Annotated in this window: 16 protein-coding genes and 1 tRNA gene; 10 read left to right on the forward strand and 7 right to left on the reverse strand. The window is 66.2% G+C overall.

Annotated elements, in window-relative coordinates:
• The first annotated feature begins 24 nt into the window (after positions 1 to 24).
• The 6 genes from N539_RS0102245 (at position 25) to N539_RS0102270 (ending at position 6308) form a co-directional block, all read left to right on the forward strand.
• Positions 25 to 339, forward strand: coding sequence for a polyhydroxyalkanoic acid system family protein (locus N539_RS0102245; RefSeq protein WP_028968952.1), 315 nt, complete (start codon positions 25 to 27; stop codon positions 337 to 339).
• A gap of 146 nt (positions 340 to 485) precedes the next feature.
• Positions 486 to 1790: an FAD-dependent oxidoreductase gene (locus tag N539_RS0102250; RefSeq protein ID WP_028968953.1), complete on the forward strand. Its 1305-nt coding sequence runs from the start codon at positions 486 to 488 to the stop codon at positions 1788 to 1790.
• Between the two features lie 91 nt (positions 1791 to 1881).
• A tRNA-Pro gene (locus N539_RS0102255) sits at positions 1882 to 1958 on the forward strand.
• Between the two features lie 56 nt (positions 1959 to 2014).
• On the forward strand, positions 2015 to 3295 hold the full coding sequence (locus tag N539_RS0102260) for a hypothetical protein (RefSeq protein WP_156029702.1): 1281 nt from the start codon (positions 2015 to 2017) through the stop codon (positions 3293 to 3295).
• 47 nt (positions 3296 to 3342) lie between these two features.
• The gene (locus N539_RS15010; protein WP_037551715.1) at positions 3343 to 3966 is read left to right on the forward strand and encodes a hypothetical protein; all 624 of its coding nucleotides are present in this window, start codon (positions 3343 to 3345) and stop codon (positions 3964 to 3966) included.
• Between the two features lie 2 nt (positions 3967 to 3968).
• On the forward strand, positions 3969 to 6308 hold the full coding sequence (locus N539_RS0102270) for a putative bifunctional diguanylate cyclase/phosphodiesterase (RefSeq protein ID WP_037551717.1): 2340 nt from the start codon (positions 3969 to 3971) through the stop codon (positions 6306 to 6308).
• On the opposite strand, the gene N539_RS0102275 is transcribed toward N539_RS0102270, so the two are convergent.
• The gene (locus N539_RS0102275; RefSeq protein WP_231462822.1) at positions 6309 to 7436 is read right to left on the reverse strand and encodes an L-lactate dehydrogenase; all 1128 of its coding nucleotides are present in this window, start codon (positions 7434 to 7436) and stop codon (positions 6309 to 6311) included.
• A 40-nt stretch (positions 7437 to 7476) separates the two neighbouring features.
• On the reverse strand, positions 7477 to 8073 hold the full coding sequence (locus N539_RS0102280) for a TetR/AcrR family transcriptional regulator (protein WP_028968957.1): 597 nt from the start codon (positions 8071 to 8073) through the stop codon (positions 7477 to 7479).
• A 92-nt stretch (positions 8074 to 8165) separates the two neighbouring features.
• Between N539_RS0102280 and N539_RS0102285 the strand changes: the two genes are divergently transcribed.
• Positions 8166 to 11030, forward strand: a complete 2865-nt coding sequence (locus tag N539_RS0102285) for a DUF2339 domain-containing protein (protein ID WP_028968958.1) — start codon at positions 8166 to 8168, stop codon at positions 11028 to 11030.
• Here the strand turns inward: N539_RS0102285 and N539_RS0102290 are convergent.
• Genes N539_RS0102290 through N539_RS0102300 form a run of 3 tightly spaced genes read right to left on the reverse strand, consistent with a single transcriptional unit; the run spans position 11027 to position 12874 of the window.
• Positions 11027 to 11812: a class II aldolase/adducin family protein gene (locus tag N539_RS0102290; RefSeq protein WP_037551970.1), complete on the reverse strand. Its 786-nt coding sequence runs from the start codon at positions 11810 to 11812 to the stop codon at positions 11027 to 11029. The genes N539_RS0102285 and N539_RS0102290 overlap by 4 nt on opposite strands.
• A 26-nt stretch (positions 11813 to 11838) precedes the next feature.
• Entirely contained in the window at positions 11839 to 12480 is a 642-nt protein-coding gene (maiA, locus tag N539_RS0102295) for a maleylacetoacetate isomerase (RefSeq protein WP_028968960.1), read from the reverse strand.
• 10 nt (positions 12481 to 12490) lie between these two features.
• Entirely contained in the window at positions 12491 to 12874 is a 384-nt protein-coding gene (locus tag N539_RS0102300) for an acyl-CoA thioesterase (RefSeq protein WP_037551973.1), read from the reverse strand.
• A 107-nt stretch (positions 12875 to 12981) separates the two neighbouring features.
• Here N539_RS0102300 and N539_RS18325 point away from each other — a divergent pair, with 107 nt between their 5' ends.
• Both N539_RS18325 and N539_RS0102310 read left to right on the forward strand, forming a co-directional pair.
• Positions 12982 to 13914, forward strand: coding sequence for a TolB family protein (locus N539_RS18325; protein ID WP_156029704.1), 933 nt, complete (start codon positions 12982 to 12984; stop codon positions 13912 to 13914).
• Positions 13911 to 14861 (forward strand): PD40 domain-containing protein, encoded by a 951-nt coding sequence (locus tag N539_RS0102310; RefSeq protein WP_028968962.1) that lies wholly within the window; start codon positions 13911 to 13913, stop codon positions 14859 to 14861. Before N539_RS18325 ends, N539_RS0102310 begins: the two co-directional genes overlap by 4 nt.
• Here the strand turns inward: N539_RS0102310 and N539_RS0102315 are convergent.
• Positions 14858 to 16924, reverse strand: coding sequence for a S9 family peptidase (locus tag N539_RS0102315; RefSeq protein WP_028968963.1), 2067 nt, complete (start codon positions 16922 to 16924; stop codon positions 14858 to 14860). The genes N539_RS0102310 and N539_RS0102315 overlap by 4 nt on opposite strands.
• A gap of 270 nt (positions 16925 to 17194) precedes the next feature.
• Between N539_RS0102315 and N539_RS0102320 the strand changes: the two genes are divergently transcribed.
• Entirely contained in the window at positions 17195 to 17608 is a 414-nt protein-coding gene (locus tag N539_RS0102320) for a hypothetical protein (protein WP_156029705.1), read from the forward strand.
• A gap of 70 nt (positions 17609 to 17678) precedes the next feature.
• Here N539_RS0102320 and N539_RS18330 read toward each other — a convergent pair whose 3' ends face one another.
• Positions 17679 to 17855 (reverse strand): hypothetical protein, encoded by a 177-nt coding sequence (locus tag N539_RS18330; RefSeq protein ID WP_156029706.1) that lies wholly within the window; start codon positions 17853 to 17855, stop codon positions 17679 to 17681.
• Between the last annotated feature and the right edge of the window lie 161 nt (positions 17856 to 18016).

Here is an 18016-nt window from a genome sequence, read left to right on the forward strand (position 1 = left end):
TGAACGGCGGGCAACATCGCACGAATGACCCAGCCCATCGACCTCGATCTCCCGCACAATCTCGGCAAGGACGAGGCGCGGCGGCGGATCGCCAACAACATCCACAAGCTGCAGGAGCATATTCCGGGCGGGGCGCAGGTGCAGTCGGGCTGGTCCGGCGACCAGCTCAACCTCGATGTCGCCGCCATGGGGCAGACGGTGACGGCGGCGATCGACGTCATGGAAGACAAGGTGCACCTCAAGGTCCTCCTGCCGGGCATGCTCGGCATGTTCGCCGGCGTCATCCAGGCCGCGCTGCAGCGGAAGGGCAACGTCCTGCTGGAGGATCATTCCAAGTAATTCGTCATTGCGAGGAGCCCCCGGGTCTGGCTACGCCAGCTCGAGGACAGGCTACGCGACGCGGCAAGCCAGCCGGATTGCTTCGCGCAGTTTATCCTGAGCGACGCCGCGGCGGCGTCGAAGGGCTCGCAATGACGGGAGAATGAATGCGGCATTTCGCGATTGTCGGGTCGGGACCGGCGGGCTTCTATACCGCCGAAGCGCTGGAAAAGGCCTATGGCGATCAGGCCCGCGTCGACATTCTCGACCGCTACCCGGTGCCCTACGGCCTGATCCGCTTCGGCGTCGCGCCCGACCATCAGTCGTTGAAGGCGGTCAGCAAGCGCTACGACAAAGTCGCGGACAGCGCCGGCGTCGACTTCATCGGCAATGTCAGCGTCGGCCGCGACGTCTCAGTCGCCGAGCTGCTCGAACTCTATGATGCGGTGATCCTCGCCGTCGGCTCGCCGCACAGCCGCAAGCTCGGAATCCCCGGCGAGGCGCTTGGCGGAGTGATCGGCTCGGCCGATTTCGTCGGCTGGTACAACGGCCATCCCGACTACGCCGACCTCGACCCGCCGCTGACTGGAACCCACGCCGCGGTGATCGGCAACGGCAATGTCGCGCTCGACTGCGCGCGCATCCTGTCGAAGTCGCGGCGCGAGTTCGAAGGCTCGGACATCGTCGGCCACGCGCTGGACGCGCTCGATAATTCCGCGATCCGCACCGTCACCATCCTCGGCCGCCGCGGCCCGCACCAGATCGCCATGACTCCCAAGGAGCTGGGCGAGCTCGGTCATTTGGAAGAGGCGCAGCCGGTGGTCGATCTCAACGATTTTCCGCCGCGCGAGGCCGATGACGCGCTCGAACCGGGGCAGCGCAAGTCGGTGACGATCCTGCGCGACTTCGCCGACATCCGCGCCAACAAGCGCAAGACGATGATCTTCGACTTCTTTGCCAAGCCGCTCAGGATCGAGGGCGACGGCAAAGCCGAGACGATCGTCGTCGAGCGCACCGAGCTCGACGAGAAAGGCGCCGCCCGCGGTACCGGCGAGACCTACGAGGTCCCGACGTCGCTGATCATCAGCGCGATCGGCTATTCGAGCGCTCCGATCGAGGGCGTCCCGTATGACGAGCGCGGCGGCAAGTTCCTCAACGAAGGCGGGCGGATCGCCGACCGGCTCTACGCCGTCGGCTGGGCGCGGCGCGGCCCTTCGGGCACGATCGGCACCAACCGGCCCGACGGCTATGAGGTCGCCGATTTGGTCGCCGCCGCCATGCCATCGGGCACCGCCGGCGATCGCGCGGGCGCGGCGGGCTTGAAACGCCTGCTCGAAAGCCGCGGCGTGATGCCGACCGACTACGACGACTGGCGCAAGATCGAGGAAAATGAGGCTGCCAACGCTCGCCCCGGCTCCCCGCGCGAGAAGTTCGTCCGCCACCAGCAGTGGCTGCAAACGCTGGGCCGCTGATTGCCGCCTTGCGCTAACCTAAACCCCCATCTATCTAGCCGCGGCCTTGGCTCCCGCCGCGACCCTTGTCGCAGCTAAAGCGGGTTCCGGTCGGGGAGTAGCTCAGCCTGGTAGAGCACTGTCTTCGGGAGGCAGGGGCCGGAGGTTCGAATCCTCTCTCCCCGACCATCACTGCCACGCGTTGGTGGCGACAATGTTAACCCTGTTCGCTTAACCGTAGGCGCATGGCACGCGCCATCGCACGCCTGATCCGACGCAGTGCGAGCCCAGTGGGCTGCGCGCTCGCCGCGCTTTGTGCGACTTCGGCCGATGCGCAATCCGACCTGTTCTCGCCCGACGCGTTCGAACTGAGCGGCGATGTCCGGCTCGTCGCGGTCGACGGCGAGAAGAGCTGGGTCGACGGCGCCCTCGGCAAGCTCCGCGCCGGCAGCAGCGGCGACCTCCGTCTCCGCCCGCAGCTCGGCAATGTGAGCCTGGTGTGGAAGCCGCAATTCACCTGGTCCCTTGGCGCCACCATCGTCGGCTCCCTCCAGGGCGGTCAACGCACCGAGGCCGGGCTCAGCCAGGCCTATTTGACCTTCAAGCCGATGCGCACGACCGGGCTCGCGCCGTCGGCGCGGATCGGGCTGATGTGGCCCCCGGTCAGCCTCGAGCATGAGGGCGCTGACTGGCATGTCCGGGATTCGATCACCCCATCGGCGATCAACAGCTGGATCGGGGAGGAGGTGCGGCCGCTCGCCGCCGAAGCGATGCTCGCGGCGGCCCCGGGCGGGCACCAGCTTCGCGCGACCGTGGCGGTCATCGCCGCCAACGATACCGCCGGTACCTTGCTGACCTTCCGCGGCTGGGCGCTGCACGACCGCACGACGCTGGCCTTCCGCCGCCAGCCCCTGCCGCCGCTGGGGCCTGATTGGGCGGGCGTACAGGCGCCCTACACCCACCCGCTGATCGACCTGCATAAGGGTTTCGCTCACCGGCCCGGCTATTACGCCAAGCTCGCCTGGCAGCCGCCGGTCCCGGTTCGTTTCGAGCTGTTCCGTTACGACAACCGCGCCGATCCCGAGGACGTGACTTCGGATCCGGAATGGGGTTGGCACACGCAATTCGATAATCTCGGCCTGGTCGCCGATCTCGGCGGCGGCGCCGAGCTGCGCGCACAGGCGCTCACCGGCCGCACCCGCATGGGCTATGTCGAGGAGGGCCGGCGCTGGATCGACAACCGCTTCCGCTCGGCGTTCGTGCTGTTGACGGGGCCGTTTGGCCCCTTCGGACTGTCGGTTCGCGCCGAAGCTTTCGGCACGCGTAACCGCGGCCGCTGGTGGACCGATGAATATGACGAGCACGGCTGGTCGGCGATGGCCGCCGGCAAGCGCGAATTCGGGCGTTTCACCGGCCTGCTCGAAGTGCTCCATGTCTCGAGCCGAAGTGGAAATTTCGAGGAGCACGGCCTCGCTCCGCGGCAACAGCAGACGCAGGCGCAAGCCGAACTGCGAATGCACTGGTAACCACACCCGCACACCGCCGCATTTACCTTTTCGGCTTAATTTCAGGAATGATGCGTAAATTCCTGTTCCTCGCGGCAAGCCTCGGCCTTGCGGCGCCCCTTGGGGCTGCGCCGCTTTCTGTGCGCGTGGTCGATGCCGCGGGCCGGCCGGTACGCGACGCGGTCGTGACGCTGTACCCGACGGGCAATGCCGCCCGCGCGCCGCGCTCCGGCGGGCGCTACACCGTGTCGCAGAAGAACATTCAGTTCCACCCGTTCCTGTCGATCGTCCCCGTCGGTGCCGACGTCTCCTTCCCCAATTTCGACCCGACCAAGCACCACGTTTATTCTTTTTCCCCGGCCAAGCGCTTCGAGCTCAAACTGTTCGCCAGGGATCAGTCGCGGACGGTGCATTTCGACAAGCCCGGGGTGGTGGCGCTCGGCTGCAACATCCATGACCAGATGAGCGCCTTCATCGTCATCACCGACAGCGTGTGGACGGCACGAACCAACGGCCAAGGGGTGGCGAGCTTCCCCGACGCCCCGAACGCCCCCGGCAGGCTAACCGCCTGGCATCCCTATCTGCGCGCGCCGGGTGGTACGGTGCAGCAAGGCGTCGCCCCCGGTCAGCGCAATGCGAGCTTCGCGATCCGCTTGCGCCCGCCGCCGGCGCCGATGCCCATGGATTATTGAGCATGCGATCGTTTCGGTCGCTCAGCGCACGGTTAACGGTCCAGTTCGCGCTCCTGTTCGCGGTCGCCATGCTCGCCGTGTCGGCAGCGCTCTATATTTTCATCGCGGGCTCCGCGTCGCGCGAGGTGGAAAGCCAGCTGCAGTCGAGCGGCGCGGTCTATGATCGTTTGTGGCAGCAGCGTTCGCATGAGCTGCAGAACGCCGCGCAACTGCTGTCGCGCGATTTCGGCTTCCGCGCCGCGGTCGCGACCGGCGACGAGGCGACCATGCGCTCGGCCCTCGGCAATGCGGCCGCGCGGCTCAAGGTGCGCACGGCCTTCATCGTCACCGCCGACGGCCATGTGTCCGCGATCGATCCGTCGATCGGCAATGCCCAGGCCGCGGCGCTGTGGGAGCCGCTCGACGCCGGGCGCCTGACCGGCGTCACGGTCCTCGCCGGGCGCCCGCGCCAGCTGGTCGCGGCGCCGATCATGGCCCCGACCCTGATCGGCTGGGTGGTGTTCGCCGCGGACCTCGACGGTCGCGAGATGCGCGCGCTCGAGCAATTGTCGGCAATTCCTTTGCATGCGGCGGTTCTGGCCAAGGGCTCGGGCAGCTGGGCCGAAGCGGCCGGCACGATGTCCGCCCTCAGCGCGACCTCGACCGCGCTTGCCCAAAGCCACATGAACAGCAGCGCGGCGTTCGAGATGCGGGTCGCCGGCACCCCCTCGATTACCCTCGCCAAGCCGTTGCCGGCTTTTTCCGAAAACGAGCGGGCGATCCTGCTGCTCGCTTATCCCAAGGGGGAGGCGCTGGCGGATGCGCGCAAGCTCGAGTGGGCGCTGGCCGTCATGACGCTGCTCGGCTTGCTCGCCGTCGCCCTGGCGACGTGGCGGGCGGCCGGTAGGATCACGCAGCCGCTGGCGCGGCTGGACGAGGCTGCGGGGCGGCTTGCCGCCGGCGAGCCCGTGCAGGTCCGGGTGCGCGGCACCGACGAGCTCGCCCGGCTCGCCCAGAGCTTCAACGACATGGTCGGCAAGATCGCCGAGCGCGAGCAGCGCATCACCCAGCTCGCCTTCAACGACGTGCTGACCGGCCTCCCCAACCGCACCATGTTCCAGCAGCAGCTCGAGCATCTGTTCCGCTCCTCGGATGGGGCCGGCGGACTGTTCGCGCTCCATTGCCTCGACCTCGACCAGTTCAAGGTGATCAACGACACGCTCGGCCATCCTGCCGGCGACGCACTTCTGCTCGAGGCGGGCCAACGCTTGCAGCAGGCTGCCAAGGGCCATTTCGTCGCCCGTCTCGGCGGCGACGAGTTCGTCGTTCTCCAGCGCGTGGGCGAAGATCGCGACGCGATTGACCGCCTGGCCCGCGATATCCTCGAGGGGATGGCCAGGCCGTTCAGTGTCGACGGCAATGAGCTGGTGCCCTCGACCAGCATTGGCATTGCGATCTCGCCTGACGACGCCGCGGATGGCGAAACCCTGCTGCGCAACGCCGATCTCGCTTTGTACCGGGCCAAGGAAGCGGGGCGAGGCACGTTCGCTTATTTCGAGGAAAGCCTGAATCAGCGGGCGCAGGAGCGCCGCCAGCTGGAAACCGACCTTAGGCTGGCGCTCGACCATGGGCAGTTCGAACTATATTATCAGCCGCTGTTCGATCTCGAGGACAACCGGGTCTGCTCGTTCGAGGCGCTGCTGCGCTGGAATCATCCGACGCGCGGGCTGATCGCTCCGGCGGACTTCATTCCGATCGCCGAGGACACCGGGCTCATCGTCCCGATCGGCGCCTGGGTTATCCGCGAGGCCTGCACCCAGGCCGCCCGCTGGCCGGACCACATCCGCATCGCGGTCAATGTCTCGCCGGTGCAGTTCCACCGTGGCGCCCTGCAGGAGACCATCCTGCGGGCGCTCGCGACGAGCGGTCTCGCCCCCGGTCGGCTCGAGGTCGAGATTACCGAATCCATTTTCCTCGAAGGCAGCGAGGCGACGCTCAAGCTATTGTATTCGCTTCGCTCGCTCGGCGTCCGCGTCGCGCTCGACGACTTCGGCACCGGCTATTCCTCGCTCAGCTACTTGCAGAGCTTCCCGTTCGACAAATTGAAGATCGATCGGAGCTTCATCCAGAACCTGCTGACGCGCGAGGGCGCAAGCGCGATCGTGCGCGCGATCACCGAGCTGGCGCACGCGCTGAACATCGAGACGACGGCCGAAGGCGTCGAGGAGACCGCCCAGCTGATGGAGCTGAGGGCGCACGGCTGCTCGTCGGTGCAGGGCTTCCTGTTCGCTGAGCCGATGACCCTCGCCGACGTCGACCGCTTGTTCCGCGAAGATGGGGCGTCGGTGCGAAACGTCGCCTGATCAGCGCCGGTCGATTAAAGCCTCGTCGATTTCGGCGATGCTCGCGCAGCCGGTGAGCGCCATCGCGACCTGCATCTCCGCCTCGATCAGCTTCAGCACGTGGGCCACCCCGGCCTCGCCACGGCCGGCGAGGGCATAGGCCCACGCCCGGCCGAGCAGAACGAAATCCGCGCCGAGCGCGAGCATTCGGACGACGTCTAGCCCCGAACGTACGCCGCCGTCGGCGAGCACAGGGATTTTCCCGCCGATCGAGTTCGCGACCGACGGCAAGGCGCGCGCGCTCGACAATGCGCCGTCGAGCTGGCGCCCGCCATGGTTCGAAACGACAATTCCATCCGCACCGTGCGCCAGCGCCTCGCGGGCATCGTCGGGGTCGAGGACGCCCTTGATGACCAGCGGCCCCTTCCATTGCTCGCGCACCCAGGCGACGTCCTTCCAGCTCACCGAGGCGTCGAAATTGTCGTGGATCCACCTCTGGAAGTCGGCGAGCGGGGCACTTTTCCCGACGATCGGCTCCAGATTGCCGAAGCTGATCGGCCGGCCGCGGATGGCCACATCCCACAACCATGAGGGGCGGGCGAGGACTTCCGCCGCTCTTCGCAAGCGCCCGCCGACCGCACGCGCGTCGCGGTAGCGTGATCCGGGCACCGCGAGATCGACGGTGAGGAAAAGCGCGCTGCAGCCTTCCTCGTTCGCCCGCGCGATCAAGTGGCTGACGAACCCGCGGTCCTTGACGAAATAGAGCTGGTACCAGGGGACATGGCCACAGGCCGCGACTTCGCGCAGCGAGCAGGCACTGACCGTCGACAGGACCATCGGAACGTTCGCTGCAGCGGCGGCGCGCGCCGCCTGCACCTCGCCGCGCCGCGCGTACAGGCCGGAGAGGCCGACGGGTCCAAGCCCCACGGGCATGCTCCAGCGCTTGCCGAGAAGTTCGGCGGACAGATCGATCGCCGACACGTCGCGCAGCACGCGCTGGCGAAGCGCGATTGCCCTTAGGTCCTCGACATTCCGCCGCAGCGTGACCTCGTCGTACGAGCCGCCGTCGACATATTCGAACAGGAAGTGCGGCAATCGCGCCTTCGCCAGCGCGCGATAATCCGTGACCGATGCCGCTTTTCTTGTCACGGCCGCTTGCATCGCAGCCGAGGGACGGCGCCGCAAGGCACTAGCCGGCTTTGGCCGCCGCGATCGCCTCGCGCACCCGGTCCAGTGCCAAACCGACCGGATCCACTTCGCCCATGAGCTCGAAGCTGCCGTTGAGCGCATAGGTGCAATGGCCGTGCACCGTTGCGATCAACGACCGTGCGAGGCGCTCGACGTCGGTATCCTCCAGGTGCGGAAGCAGGGCCGCCAACTCGCGAACCACGATCAAGGTGAGCTCCCGGCGGGTTTCGTCGTCCTCCGGCGGCAGCGGCATGCCGGCGGGAAGGCGATGGTCGTAAATCGCCATCCATAGATTCGTGTGTTCGCTGGCGAATTCGAAATAGGCCCGGACGAGCACGCCGATGCGATCGTCGCCGACGCCGTCCAATCGCTGGCCGACGAAAGCGGTCCACATCGTGATCGTGCGGGTGTTGATCGCGACGATCAGGCGGTCGAGGGTAGGGAACAGATTGTAGATCGTCCCGATCGAATAGCCGATCGCCCGCGCCACTTGGCGGGCGGAGAAGCGCGCGAAGCCGTGCTCGGCCATTTGCCGATGGCCCTCGGCAACGATCAGCTCCCGGAGCTCCGTCCTGCTGTGGTCCGATCGGCGACCCATGGATCGGTCTTAAGAGCTTAATTGAACACTGTCCAATTTTTATGTTGAACAGTGTTCAATTTATGATAATGAGGTTTGCGGGAGGGCCTTTCATGGTCACGTTTCTTGTCCTCGTCGTCCTTGTCGGATTCGTGATTCAGCAGCAGACGCGGCTCCGCCGTATCGAAGAGCGACTGGACGATTTCGACTTGGGACATGCGTTCGCGCCGACCGCGTCCGAGCCGGCGGTCGCCGAGCCAGCCGCTCCCCAAATGCAAGATGAACCGCTGCCCGCGACTACCACCGAACTGGCGGTCATCGCCGTCCATGACGAACCCTCTTTTGAGCGCGAAAGCGAGTCGGTCGAAGTTGCCGAAGCTGACGAAGAGGACGAACGCAAACCGTGGGCCCTCGGCATCGGCTTCGAGGAGTTGTTCGGGCGCCGACTCCCGATCTGGGCCGGCGGCATCACGCTTGCCGTCGCCGGGATGCTGATCGTCAAGCTGTCGATCGAATCGGGTCTGCTGACGCCACCGATCCGCGTCATCTCGGGGCTGGCGTTCGGCGCCGCGCTGATCGCCGGCGCGGAGCTGGCGTCGCGGCTGGAGGCGCGCATCCGCGATGTGCGGGTGCGCCAGGCGCTCGCCGGCGCGGGCATCGCAAGCCTCTACGCCAGCATCCTCGTCGCGGTGAACCTCTATCAGCTCGTAAGCCCGGTGACGGCGATGGTCGGGATGGCGGCGGTGACCGCGCTCGCAATGTTTCTTTCGACGCGGTTCGGAGCGCCGAGCGCGCTTCTGGGCCTGGCCGGCGGGCTGGCGGCCCCGGCGTTGGTCGGCTCGACCGAACCCAACGTGCCGCTGCTTTCGATCTATCTCGCGCTCGCCGTCTCGGGACTTTGCGCGCTATCGCGCAATCAGCGCTGGGCGTGGCTCGGGATCAGCGCGATGATCGGCGGCTTCGGCTGGGGCATTGTTCTCCTGCTCGGACGGGCGCTCGATGCGCCAAGCTCGATCTCCCTTGGCCTCTATTTGCTCCTGCTCGGTGTCGCGATCCCGGCCCTCGGCTTCGCCGGTGAGCGTAAGGATCAGCTTCATCTCGTGGCCGCGATTGTTGCCGCCGCGCAGATGGCGGCGCTGGTCGCCACCGGTGGTTTCGCGCTGCTCAATTGGGGGCTGTTCGCGCTGCTCTCGGCAGCGATCGTCTGGCTCGCCGAGCGCCACGTCTCACTCGCGCGATTGCCCGCCGTAGGCCTGCTGATCGCTTTGCTTCTGCTCGGCGCGTGGACCGCGCCTCAGGCGACCAACTTCGCCCTCGTGATGAGCGGAATCTTCTTGATCTACGGGGTGCCGGCAACGTGGCGGCTGTGGCGTCGCGGCGGCCTGGTCGAGGCGGCGGAGATCGGCGCTGTCGGGCTTGGCGGGCTTCTCCTCCCGATGTTCCACTTTCATCATGCCGATGGCTCGAACGATTTGGTGTTCGGCCTGCTCGCGCTTGGGCTCTCGATCTTCGTGGGCGGATGCGCTGCCATAGGCTGGACGAAGGCGGATCGCACCAGCGACGCGCGTTTCGCTTTGCTTGGTACGGTTACGGCCGTTCTTCTGGGCGCCGCCGTCCTGCTGCTCTTGCCGGTCTGGGCGGCGGCAGTCGCCATCGGGCTCCTTGGCATCGCCCTGCTCGAGCTCGGCTGGATCTCGCGCGATTCGCGCTTCGAGCCGATCGCATGGATCTTCGCCGCCGCGGGATGTGTCGCTTACCCCTACGCGCAAGCGGTCGATGGCGTCGCCGCTTCCACCGCGATCGATACGCTTCACTGGGCGTTCCAGGCCGCGATCGCCGCGTGGTTCGCATGGCGCGGTCGGTTCCCCTTCGGCCGCGCAGCGGCGCAGGCCCTCGCGCCGGTCTTCCTCTACGTGGCCGCGGCCACGCCCCTTCCGTCGCAGCTCGAGCCGCTGATCGGACCCGCGCTGCTTGCAGCGACGGTGTTGATTGGCCGCCGCATCGACCAGCGGCTGATCCCGGCGATGGCGTCGTGCACGGCGATCATCCTTGCCTGGGCGTTGTGGCCGCTGCTGCTGTGGAGCGGCGCTGCGGTCGAATCGCTGGGCGGCGCGGCGATGCTCGTTACCGACGTGCCCTCGGTGCTCGACAGCCTCAAGCAATTGCTGGTCCCGAGCTTGGCCATCGCCGCCGCGACCATCGCCGCGGTGCACCTCCGACCGCTTGAGCGCAGGGGCGGCTGGGCGATCGCGGGCCTGCTGATCGGCGTCGGCGCGCACAGCCTCTACAAGCATGTGTTCGCCATCGCGACGACGCCGGAGTTCGTCAGCCTCGGCATGGCGGAGCGGACGACGTGGGAGGCGTTGCTGGCCGGTCTGGCCGTCCTCGCTCTGCGCTTTGGCAAGCCGTGGGGCGCGGCGACGCTCGCGATCGCCTGCGCGGCTCACCTGACGCTCTACACGCTGCTGCTGCACAACCCTCTGTGGGCGGAACAGGCGGTCGGGCGGTGGCCGCTCGTCAATTGGTTGCTGCCCGCCTACGCTCTCGCTTTCGTCCTGTCGGTGGCGGCGAAGCGCGAGGTCGCCGCGGTCTCGGCGCAGGCTGCTCGGGTCCTAACGGTGATGCAAATGATCCTCGCGGTCCTGTTCGCTTTCTCGGAGCTTCGGCAGCTGTTCCATGGATCGCTGCTGACGGCGCCGGGCCTGCCGGTCGCCGAGGACATCCTCCGCTCGATCCTCGCGATTGCGCTGGCGATCGGCTTTCTCCTCTGGGGCATCGTCCGGCAGCAGCGCGACTGGCGCATCGCCTCCCTGGCGTTGATGCTGGCCGCGGTCGTCAAGGTGTTCCTGTTCGACGCGTCGGGGCTTGAGGGGGTCACGCGAATCGCGTCCTTCGTCGCGCTTGGGTTCAGCCTCATCGGCATCGGCTGGCTCTATGCCCGCCAGCTCGGCACCGACAAAGCGGCGCTGCCGGCCTAGCTCGCGAAGCTCGGGTCGAGGCGGTGGGCCTTGCGCTTGAGCGCGGGCCAGGCGAGCAGATTGGCGGCGAGAGGGAGGCCGATTGCGCCTTGCTGCGCGGTCACCTCGGGCGACCCTTGCGGCGGGTGGCTGAGCGAGTCCCCGGCCGACAGCGCCATCACCTGCGCCTGGCACGCGCGCTCGAGATAATAGAGCCGGATGAAGCATTCGCCGACACTCTTGCCGACGGCGAGCGTGCCGTGGTTCCGGAGGATCATCGCGTTCTTCATGCCGAGGTCGGCGACCAGCCGCTCGCGCTCGTCCATGTCGACCGCGACGCCTTCATAGTCGTGGAAGGCAACGTCGCCGCGGATCAGCATCGCGGTCTGGGTCAGCGGCAGCAGCCCCTCGCCGTGCGCCGCGACCGCCTGTCCTTGCGGCGTGTGAAGATGCATGACGGCATGCGCATCCTCGCGCGCCATGTGGATCGCGGAATGGATGATGAAGCCCGCCGGATTGGTGATAAACGGCGTCGGCTCGACCGGATTGCCCACGGCGTCGACCTTGACCAGCGACGACGCCGTCACCTCCTCGAACATCAGATTGTACGGGTTGAGGAGGAAGTGATGTTCGTCCCCCGGGACGCGCGCCGACAAATGCGTGAAGATCAAATCGTCCCAGCCGTAATGCGCGACCATGCGATAGGCGCAGGCGAGGTCGACCCGGATCGCCCATTCCTCCGCGCTGACCCGGCCCTCGAGCGAAGGAATGTCGACGGCCTCGAGCGGGCGGACGTCGGACATTCCGCGGTTGATCGAATCGACACGGTTCATGCGGGCACTCCCTGCCGGTCCGGATGCGCGGCGGCGAACGGCTCAAGGTTGTTCGCATTCTCCTCGGCCCGGAGCAACGTCGGGTAAGCGTCGAGCGGGAGGTGGTAGCGCCGCGCATTATAGAGCTGGGGCACGAGGCAGACGTCGGCGCCGGTCGGTGCATTGCCGAACAGGAACTTGCTCGCCGTGGGCGCGGCCATCGCCTCCAGCGCCGGCAGCCCTTCGCCGATCCAGTGCGCGTACCAGGCGTCGATCTCGTCCTGCGAATGGCCGAGCGGGTCCTTCAGATATTTGAGCACGCGGAGGTTGTTCAGCGGATGAATGTCGCAGGCGATCGTCATCGCCATCGCGACGACGTGCGCACGCTCGGCCGCGGCGGCTGGGAGCAGCGGCACGTTGGCATAACGCAGGTCGAGATAATTGATGATCGCCAGGCTCTGCGTCAGCTTATGCCCGTCGATCTCGAGCATCGGCACCAGCCCTTGCGGGTTGAGCGCGCGATACTCGGCCGATTGTTGCTCGCCATCGCGGAGGTCGACCTGACGGCTCTCGTAATCGACGCCCTTGAGATTGAGCGCGATGCGCACGCGATAGGCCGCAGACGAGCGGAAATAATCGTAGAGGATCGGCCGAGCCATCCGGCGGCTGTTACTCTTCGCCAAGGAACGGCGCTACCACTTGCGGAGGAACGCGGATCGGCTTTCCGGTCGCCTTGTCGATAATCGCCCACCAGCTGCGCGCGCGCACCCGGACCTTCCCGTCCTCGCCGATGAACTCCATGTGGCGGTCGTAGCGAGCACCTTGCGGCTTCTCGCCGGCCCAGGTCCGCGCTTTCAGCCGCTCGCCTTCCACCGCGGCGCGCAGATAATCGATCTCATGCCGGACCACGACCCAGAAATAGGCGTCCTGATGCTCCGCTTTGGCAACGCTGGTCCAATGGGCGACGGCGACCTGCTCCATCCACTGCACCCACACCGCATTGTTGACGTGGCCGAGCACGTCGATGTGTCCGGGCCCGGCGGTCAGGCTCATCTCGAAGACGGGTCGTTCGTCCAAGGCGCGATCCTCTCAATCGAAGACGCCTTGCCCGCGGATGCCGGTCGAAGTCCACCGTGCCGAACCAAAAGGGGAGATGGAGCATGGCTGCCGGGAAGCTGGGACTCGCAATGGCGCTGACCCTCATATCGCCGGCGCTGGCCGCACCGTCTTTACACGGAGCCAAACCGGCGGAGCCGCTCCTGTTCACTCCAATGGACGAGCGCTCGGCAGCTTTTTCCCCCGATGGGAACACAATCGTCTACGTCGTCCGCGTCGCCGACTATCGGCAAGTGCTGGTGGTCGCCGAACGCAAGCGCGGCCGTTGGGGCGAACCGCGGGTCGCGCCCTTTTCCGGAATTGCCTACGACGGAACGCCGTCCTTTTCTCCCGACGGGCGCCGGCTGTTTTTCGCCTCGGATCGCGACGGCAAGGGCGACTTCGATATTTGGACGGTCGTCCGCGGCGCGAAAGGGTGGAGTCAGCCCAAGCGGGTCCAGGGTGCCGTTAATTCCTCCGGCAATGAAGTCGGACCCATCCTGACCCGTTCGGGCAAGCTCTACTTCGTCTCTTCAGGCAGTGGCGGCGGGGACATTTACGTCGCCGATCCGACCGCAGCGGGATTTGGCGAGCCGAGGTCGGTCGGCGCGGGCGTCAACAGCGACTATCCCGAGGGCGGTCCGGCGCTCGATCCTCAGGAAAAGGTCATGATCTTTGCGTCGGCGGGCCGTCCGGATCAGCCGCTGGCGCCCGGCAATCCGTACACCCGCAGCGACCTTTACATCAGTCATCGCGTTGGCGGCCAATGGGGGCCGGCCACGCGGCTGGGTCCCGACGTGAACAGCTGGGCGGCCGAGTCCAGCCCGAGCTTCTCGGCGGATGGCCGCTGGCTCTATTTCACCAGCGAGCACGGCTTCGCCACCGACCAGCAAGTGTTGCTTACGCCGCAAACGCTGCGCCGTGGCTGGGCCACCGCCCGCAATGGCCTCGGCAACGTCTACGTCATCGCCGCCAGCACAGCGGAGGGCCGCAAATGATCAGACTGCCGATCCTGCTCGCCGTTGCGGCTGCCGTCGGTTCCCCGCAGCCCAAAATGGTCGAGCCCGGACTCATCTCGACCAACGCCAACGAGTTCGGCGGCTCCATCACGCCTGACGGCAAGGAGCTGTGGTACTCGTCCAGCGTCCAGCATTTCTACATGGAGACGATCTTCTACAGCCGCCGCCTGCCCAACGGGCATTGGGGCCCGCCGAAACTGGCGCCATTCAGCGGCCGCGGCCACGATTTCGATCCGGTCTTCTCGCCGGACGGCAGGCGGATGCTGTTCATCTCCGACCGGCCGATCCATCCCGGGGAGAAAAAGCGCGACTACGACATCTGGTATGTCGATCGGCAATCCGGCGGCGGCTGGGGGCAGCCCCAGCGTTTTCCCGCGCCGCTCAACTCCGTTCCCGACGCGAACGGCGAAGGGGGCCGAGAGGAGTTCGCGTCGATCGCCGCCGATGGCACGATCTATTTCGCCGGGGACCCCCGAAGCGGGCCGGGTGGCATGGCGATCTACCGCTCGCGGTTTTCGAATGGCCGCTATGAAACGCCCGAGCGCCTGCCGGACATCATCAATGCCGGCCAGTTCGTTGGCGAGCCCGTGATCGCCGCCGACCAAAGCTTCATGCTGTTCTCCGCATTCGGGCTGCCCGACGGGGCGGGCAATTGGGACATCTACTTCGCCCGGCGCGGCGCGGACGGGCAGTGGCAGGCGCCCCAGCATCTGGGGCCGGCGGTCAACACGCCCGAACGCGATTACAGCCCCCGGCTGGAGCCCGACGGCCACACCCTGGTGTTCACCAGCGAACGCTTCTTCGGCGACAACAAACTGCGGCTTGATTTCAAGACGATTCGTCGAGGTCTGGCCTCGGCACTGAGCGGGCAGGGCAACATTTACACGATCGACCTGCGCAGCCTGGTCCCCGACTTCGGACGCTAACCGCCGCTCACCTGCGTCAGCATGAAGGCGTAGGTCTCGGCGATCTCGTGCAGCTTGTCCCACCGGCCCGACTTGCCGCCGTGGCCAGCGCCCATGTTGATCTTGAGCATCAGCAGGTTCCCGTCGGTCTTGGTCGCGCGCAGCTTCGCCGCCCACTTGGCCGGTTCCCAATAAGTGACGCGCGGATCGGTGAGGCCGCCGGTGATCAGCATCGGCGGATACGCCTGGGCCTTCACATTGTCGTACGGCGAGTAGCTGCGGATCAGCGCGAACGCCGCTTGGTCGATGATCGGATTGCCCCATTCGGGCCATTCGCCGGGGGTCAGGGGCAACGTGTCGTCGAGCATGGTGTTGAGGACGTCGACGAACGGCACGTCGGCGACGACCGCCCCCCACAGCTCCGGGTCGCTGTTGACGACCGCGCCCATCAGCTCGCCGCCGGCCGAGCCACCGTTGATCGCGATCCGCCCCGGCCGCGTGAACTTCGCCTCGGCCAGGCCCTTCGCGACGTCGACGAAATCGTTGAACGTGTTGGTGCGCTTGGTCAGCTTGCCGTCGAGGAACCATTGATAGCCGAGGTCGTCGCCGCCGCGGATGTGGGCGATGGCGCAGGCCCAGCCGCGGTCGAGCAGGCTGGTCCGGTTGGGGTTGAACGCCGGCGGGATGGCGATCCCGTAAGCGCCATAGGCATAAAGGTAGAGCTTGCCCTCGCCGTTCTTCTCAAAGCCCTTTTTGTAGACGACCGAGACGGGCACCATCGCCCCGTCGCGCGCCTCGATCATCCGCCGCTCGCTCGCATATTGCGAGGGGTCGTAGCCCGACGGGATCTCCTGGACCTTGCGAACCTCGAGCTCGCCGCTCTCGGGGTGATAGTCGTAGGTCGTCGTCGGGGTGACCATCGACGAAAAGCCGAGCCGATAGGATTCGGGCGCGAACTCGGGATTGCCCTGGAACGAGGCCGTATAGGTCGCTTCCGCGAACGGAATGCGGCTCTCTTCCCCGGCGTAGGTGCGCAGCATCAGCTGGTCGAGGCCGTCGATGCGGCTGCTGACCGCGAGATGGTCGCGATACGGGGTGACCCCGGTCAAATAAGCGCGATCCGACCCGGCAATGACCGTCCGCCACTCATCCGGCGCCGCCGGATCGGCCTCGGCGAGCCGGAAGTTCACGTGGTCGTCGTTGGTGTAGACCCACAATTTCCCGTGCGCCGCATCGACATGATATTCGCGCCCCGGCTTGCGGCGTGAGATGAGTGTCAGCGGCTGCGACGGGTCGGCGGCCGCGACGAACCGCGCCTCACTGGTCGCGTTGTCGCCGGTGGTGACGAAGATCAGGCTCTTGTCCTTCGCCTTATGCACCCCGACGCTGAAGCCAAGCTCCTCGGTCTCTTCGTACAGCGTAACCGCGTCCTCCGGCGGGTTCCCAAGCCGGTGATAGCGGGCGCGATAGCTGCGCCAATTGTCGTTGACCTCGGTGAAGACGACGCCGGCGCTGTCGCTCGTCCACACCGGCTGGCCGATGCCGACCTTGGTGACCGTCTCCACGTCCGTGCCGGTCGCAAGGTCGCGGATGCGCAGCTCGAACCGCTCCGATCCATCATAATCGGCAAGCGTCGCGAGCAGCTTCCCGTCGGGGCTGACCTCGAGCGCGCCAAGGCGGAAATATTCGCGGCCCTCGGCTTCGACCGGCTCGTCAAAGATGATCTGATCGTCGCCGCCCGTGACCGGCTTGCGGTACCACGTCCGATATTGCGCGCCGGGCTTGAACGCCCACCAATAGAGATAGTCGCCGTTGCGGATCGGGACCGAGCTGTCGTCTTCCTTGATCCGCCCCTTCATCTCCTCGAACAATTGCTCGATCAAGGCTTCGTGCCGCTTGGCCCAATTCTGGAAATAATCGTTCTCAGCGTGGAGGTAAGCGAGCACGTCGGGGTCATCGACGTTCGGATATTTGGCATCGCGCAACCAATGCCACGGATCCTCGATGGTGACGCCATGCGCTTCGTAGCTGTAGGGCCGCTGCTCGGCGCTCGGCGGGGCGGGAATGTCGACGGGCTTGTCCATGTCCCGTCCTTAACGCGGTCACCGGCGACGGAAAGAGCGAAGCGGCAACGCACATGTCTGCTTCGGGTGGAAAGCAGACGTTAGCCCTACCGCCAGATGTAAACTCAGCGCGCCGCGCCCAGAACTCCGCGTCCGGCAAGCACGGCGTCTCCCGGATTGGATTTTCGTTGAACCGTCGATTTCCGTCTGCGGCTGCCGTCCACATCTATTCATATTGCAATCGATAAGTGAGCATGTGTGATCGGGGCGAGCCCAGAGAGGATCGAGCCGATGAGGAAAATTGCGATTCAAGCCGCACGCAGCATCGTCGCCATCATCGTGGGTGAAATCGTGCTCTATGCGGGAACCTGGTTCGTGCAGGAGGTAATCTTCGGGCACGTTGATTACTCGGACACTGTTCCGACGCTCATCGGGGCCGGCCTTCTGACACCGCTCGCAGCGGTGGCGGCCGGGTTCGCGATCGCATTGATTGCAGGGGTGCGACCCTATCTTCACATTCTGCCGATGTGCATGCTGGTCGCGATAGAAACAGTCTATCTGTTTTCGCGGGGACTGGTCGACGGGCCGTTGTGGTTCGAAACTGGTGCTGGCCTGTCCCTGATCCTTGGCGCGATCGCAGGCGCCTTTCTTTGGACGCGCGTTGCAGACCGTCGCCAACTCACCCGATACGCCGAGCTGGCATGAGCGAAAGTCGGCCTTTCTTCGAGGCCCGGCTAATGACCGCAATGGGCGGAAAGGTAACGCAGGCTACTCCTCAGTCCAGACGCCCGTCTTTTGCTCGTTTGGCCTTCTCATTCTCCCTTAGGACCAAGCCGAGCACCACAAATCCGCCCGACGTAATCAAGGCGTACCGAAGGCCGGCAGCGGAAGCCAGCAGCAAGAAGCTGACAATCGAAAGCAAGAGCGCGGCAATGGCGGTCCGGAACGGCATAGACGTTCCACGCCTTAGCAAATCTTCCTGAGTGCCGCGCGTCCTAATGTCTGCAATGGGTCGAAAGCAGCCATTCGGCGGCGGCGCGAATTCGCTGTCCTACAGCGCCTCGACAAGCGCATAGGCTCGTCGATGAAGCGATACGAACCCTGGTCACCCTC

Source organism: Sphingomonas sp. URHD0057 (assembly GCF_000620665.1).
Classification (GTDB): Bacteria; Pseudomonadota; Alphaproteobacteria; order Sphingomonadales; family Sphingomonadaceae; genus Sphingomicrobium.

Coding starts and splice junctions, on each gene's coding strand:
- N539_RS0102245 (WP_028968952.1), top strand. CDS start 25: ATGACCCAGCCCATCGACCTCGATCTCCCGCACAATCTCGGCAAGGAC.
- N539_RS0102250 (WP_028968953.1), top strand. CDS start 486: ATGCGGCATTTCGCGATTGTCGGGTCGGGACCGGCGGGCTTCTATACC.
- N539_RS0102260 (WP_156029702.1), top strand. CDS start 2,015: ATGGCACGCGCCATCGCACGCCTGATCCGACGCAGTGCGAGCCCAGTG.
- N539_RS15010 (WP_037551715.1), top strand. CDS start 3,343: ATGATGCGTAAATTCCTGTTCCTCGCGGCAAGCCTCGGCCTTGCGGCG.
- N539_RS0102270 (WP_037551717.1), top strand. CDS start 3,969: ATGCGATCGTTTCGGTCGCTCAGCGCACGGTTAACGGTCCAGTTCGCG.
- N539_RS0102280 (WP_028968957.1), bottom strand. CDS start 8,073: ATGGGTCGCCGATCGGACCACAGCAGGACGGAGCTCCGGGAGCTGATC.
- N539_RS0102285 (WP_028968958.1), top strand. CDS start 8,166: ATGGTCACGTTTCTTGTCCTCGTCGTCCTTGTCGGATTCGTGATTCAG.
- N539_RS0102290 (WP_037551970.1), bottom strand. CDS start 11,812: ATGTCCGACGTCCGCCCGCTCGAGGCCGTCGACATTCCTTCGCTCGAG.
- maiA (WP_028968960.1), bottom strand. CDS start 12,480: ATGGCTCGGCCGATCCTCTACGATTATTTCCGCTCGTCTGCGGCCTAT.
- N539_RS0102300 (WP_037551973.1), bottom strand. CDS start 12,874: ATGAGCCTGACCGCCGGGCCCGGACACATCGACGTGCTCGGCCACGTC.
- N539_RS18325 (WP_156029704.1), top strand. CDS start 12,982: ATGGCTGCCGGGAAGCTGGGACTCGCAATGGCGCTGACCCTCATATCG.
- N539_RS0102310 (WP_028968962.1), top strand. CDS start 13,911: ATGATCAGACTGCCGATCCTGCTCGCCGTTGCGGCTGCCGTCGGTTCC.
- N539_RS0102315 (WP_028968963.1), bottom strand. CDS start 16,924: ATGGACAAGCCCGTCGACATTCCCGCCCCGCCGAGCGCCGAGCAGCGG.
- N539_RS0102320 (WP_156029705.1), top strand. CDS start 17,195: ATGAGGAAAATTGCGATTCAAGCCGCACGCAGCATCGTCGCCATCATC.
- N539_RS18330 (WP_156029706.1), bottom strand. CDS start 17,855: ATGCCGTTCCGGACCGCCATTGCCGCGCTCTTGCTTTCGATTGTCAGC.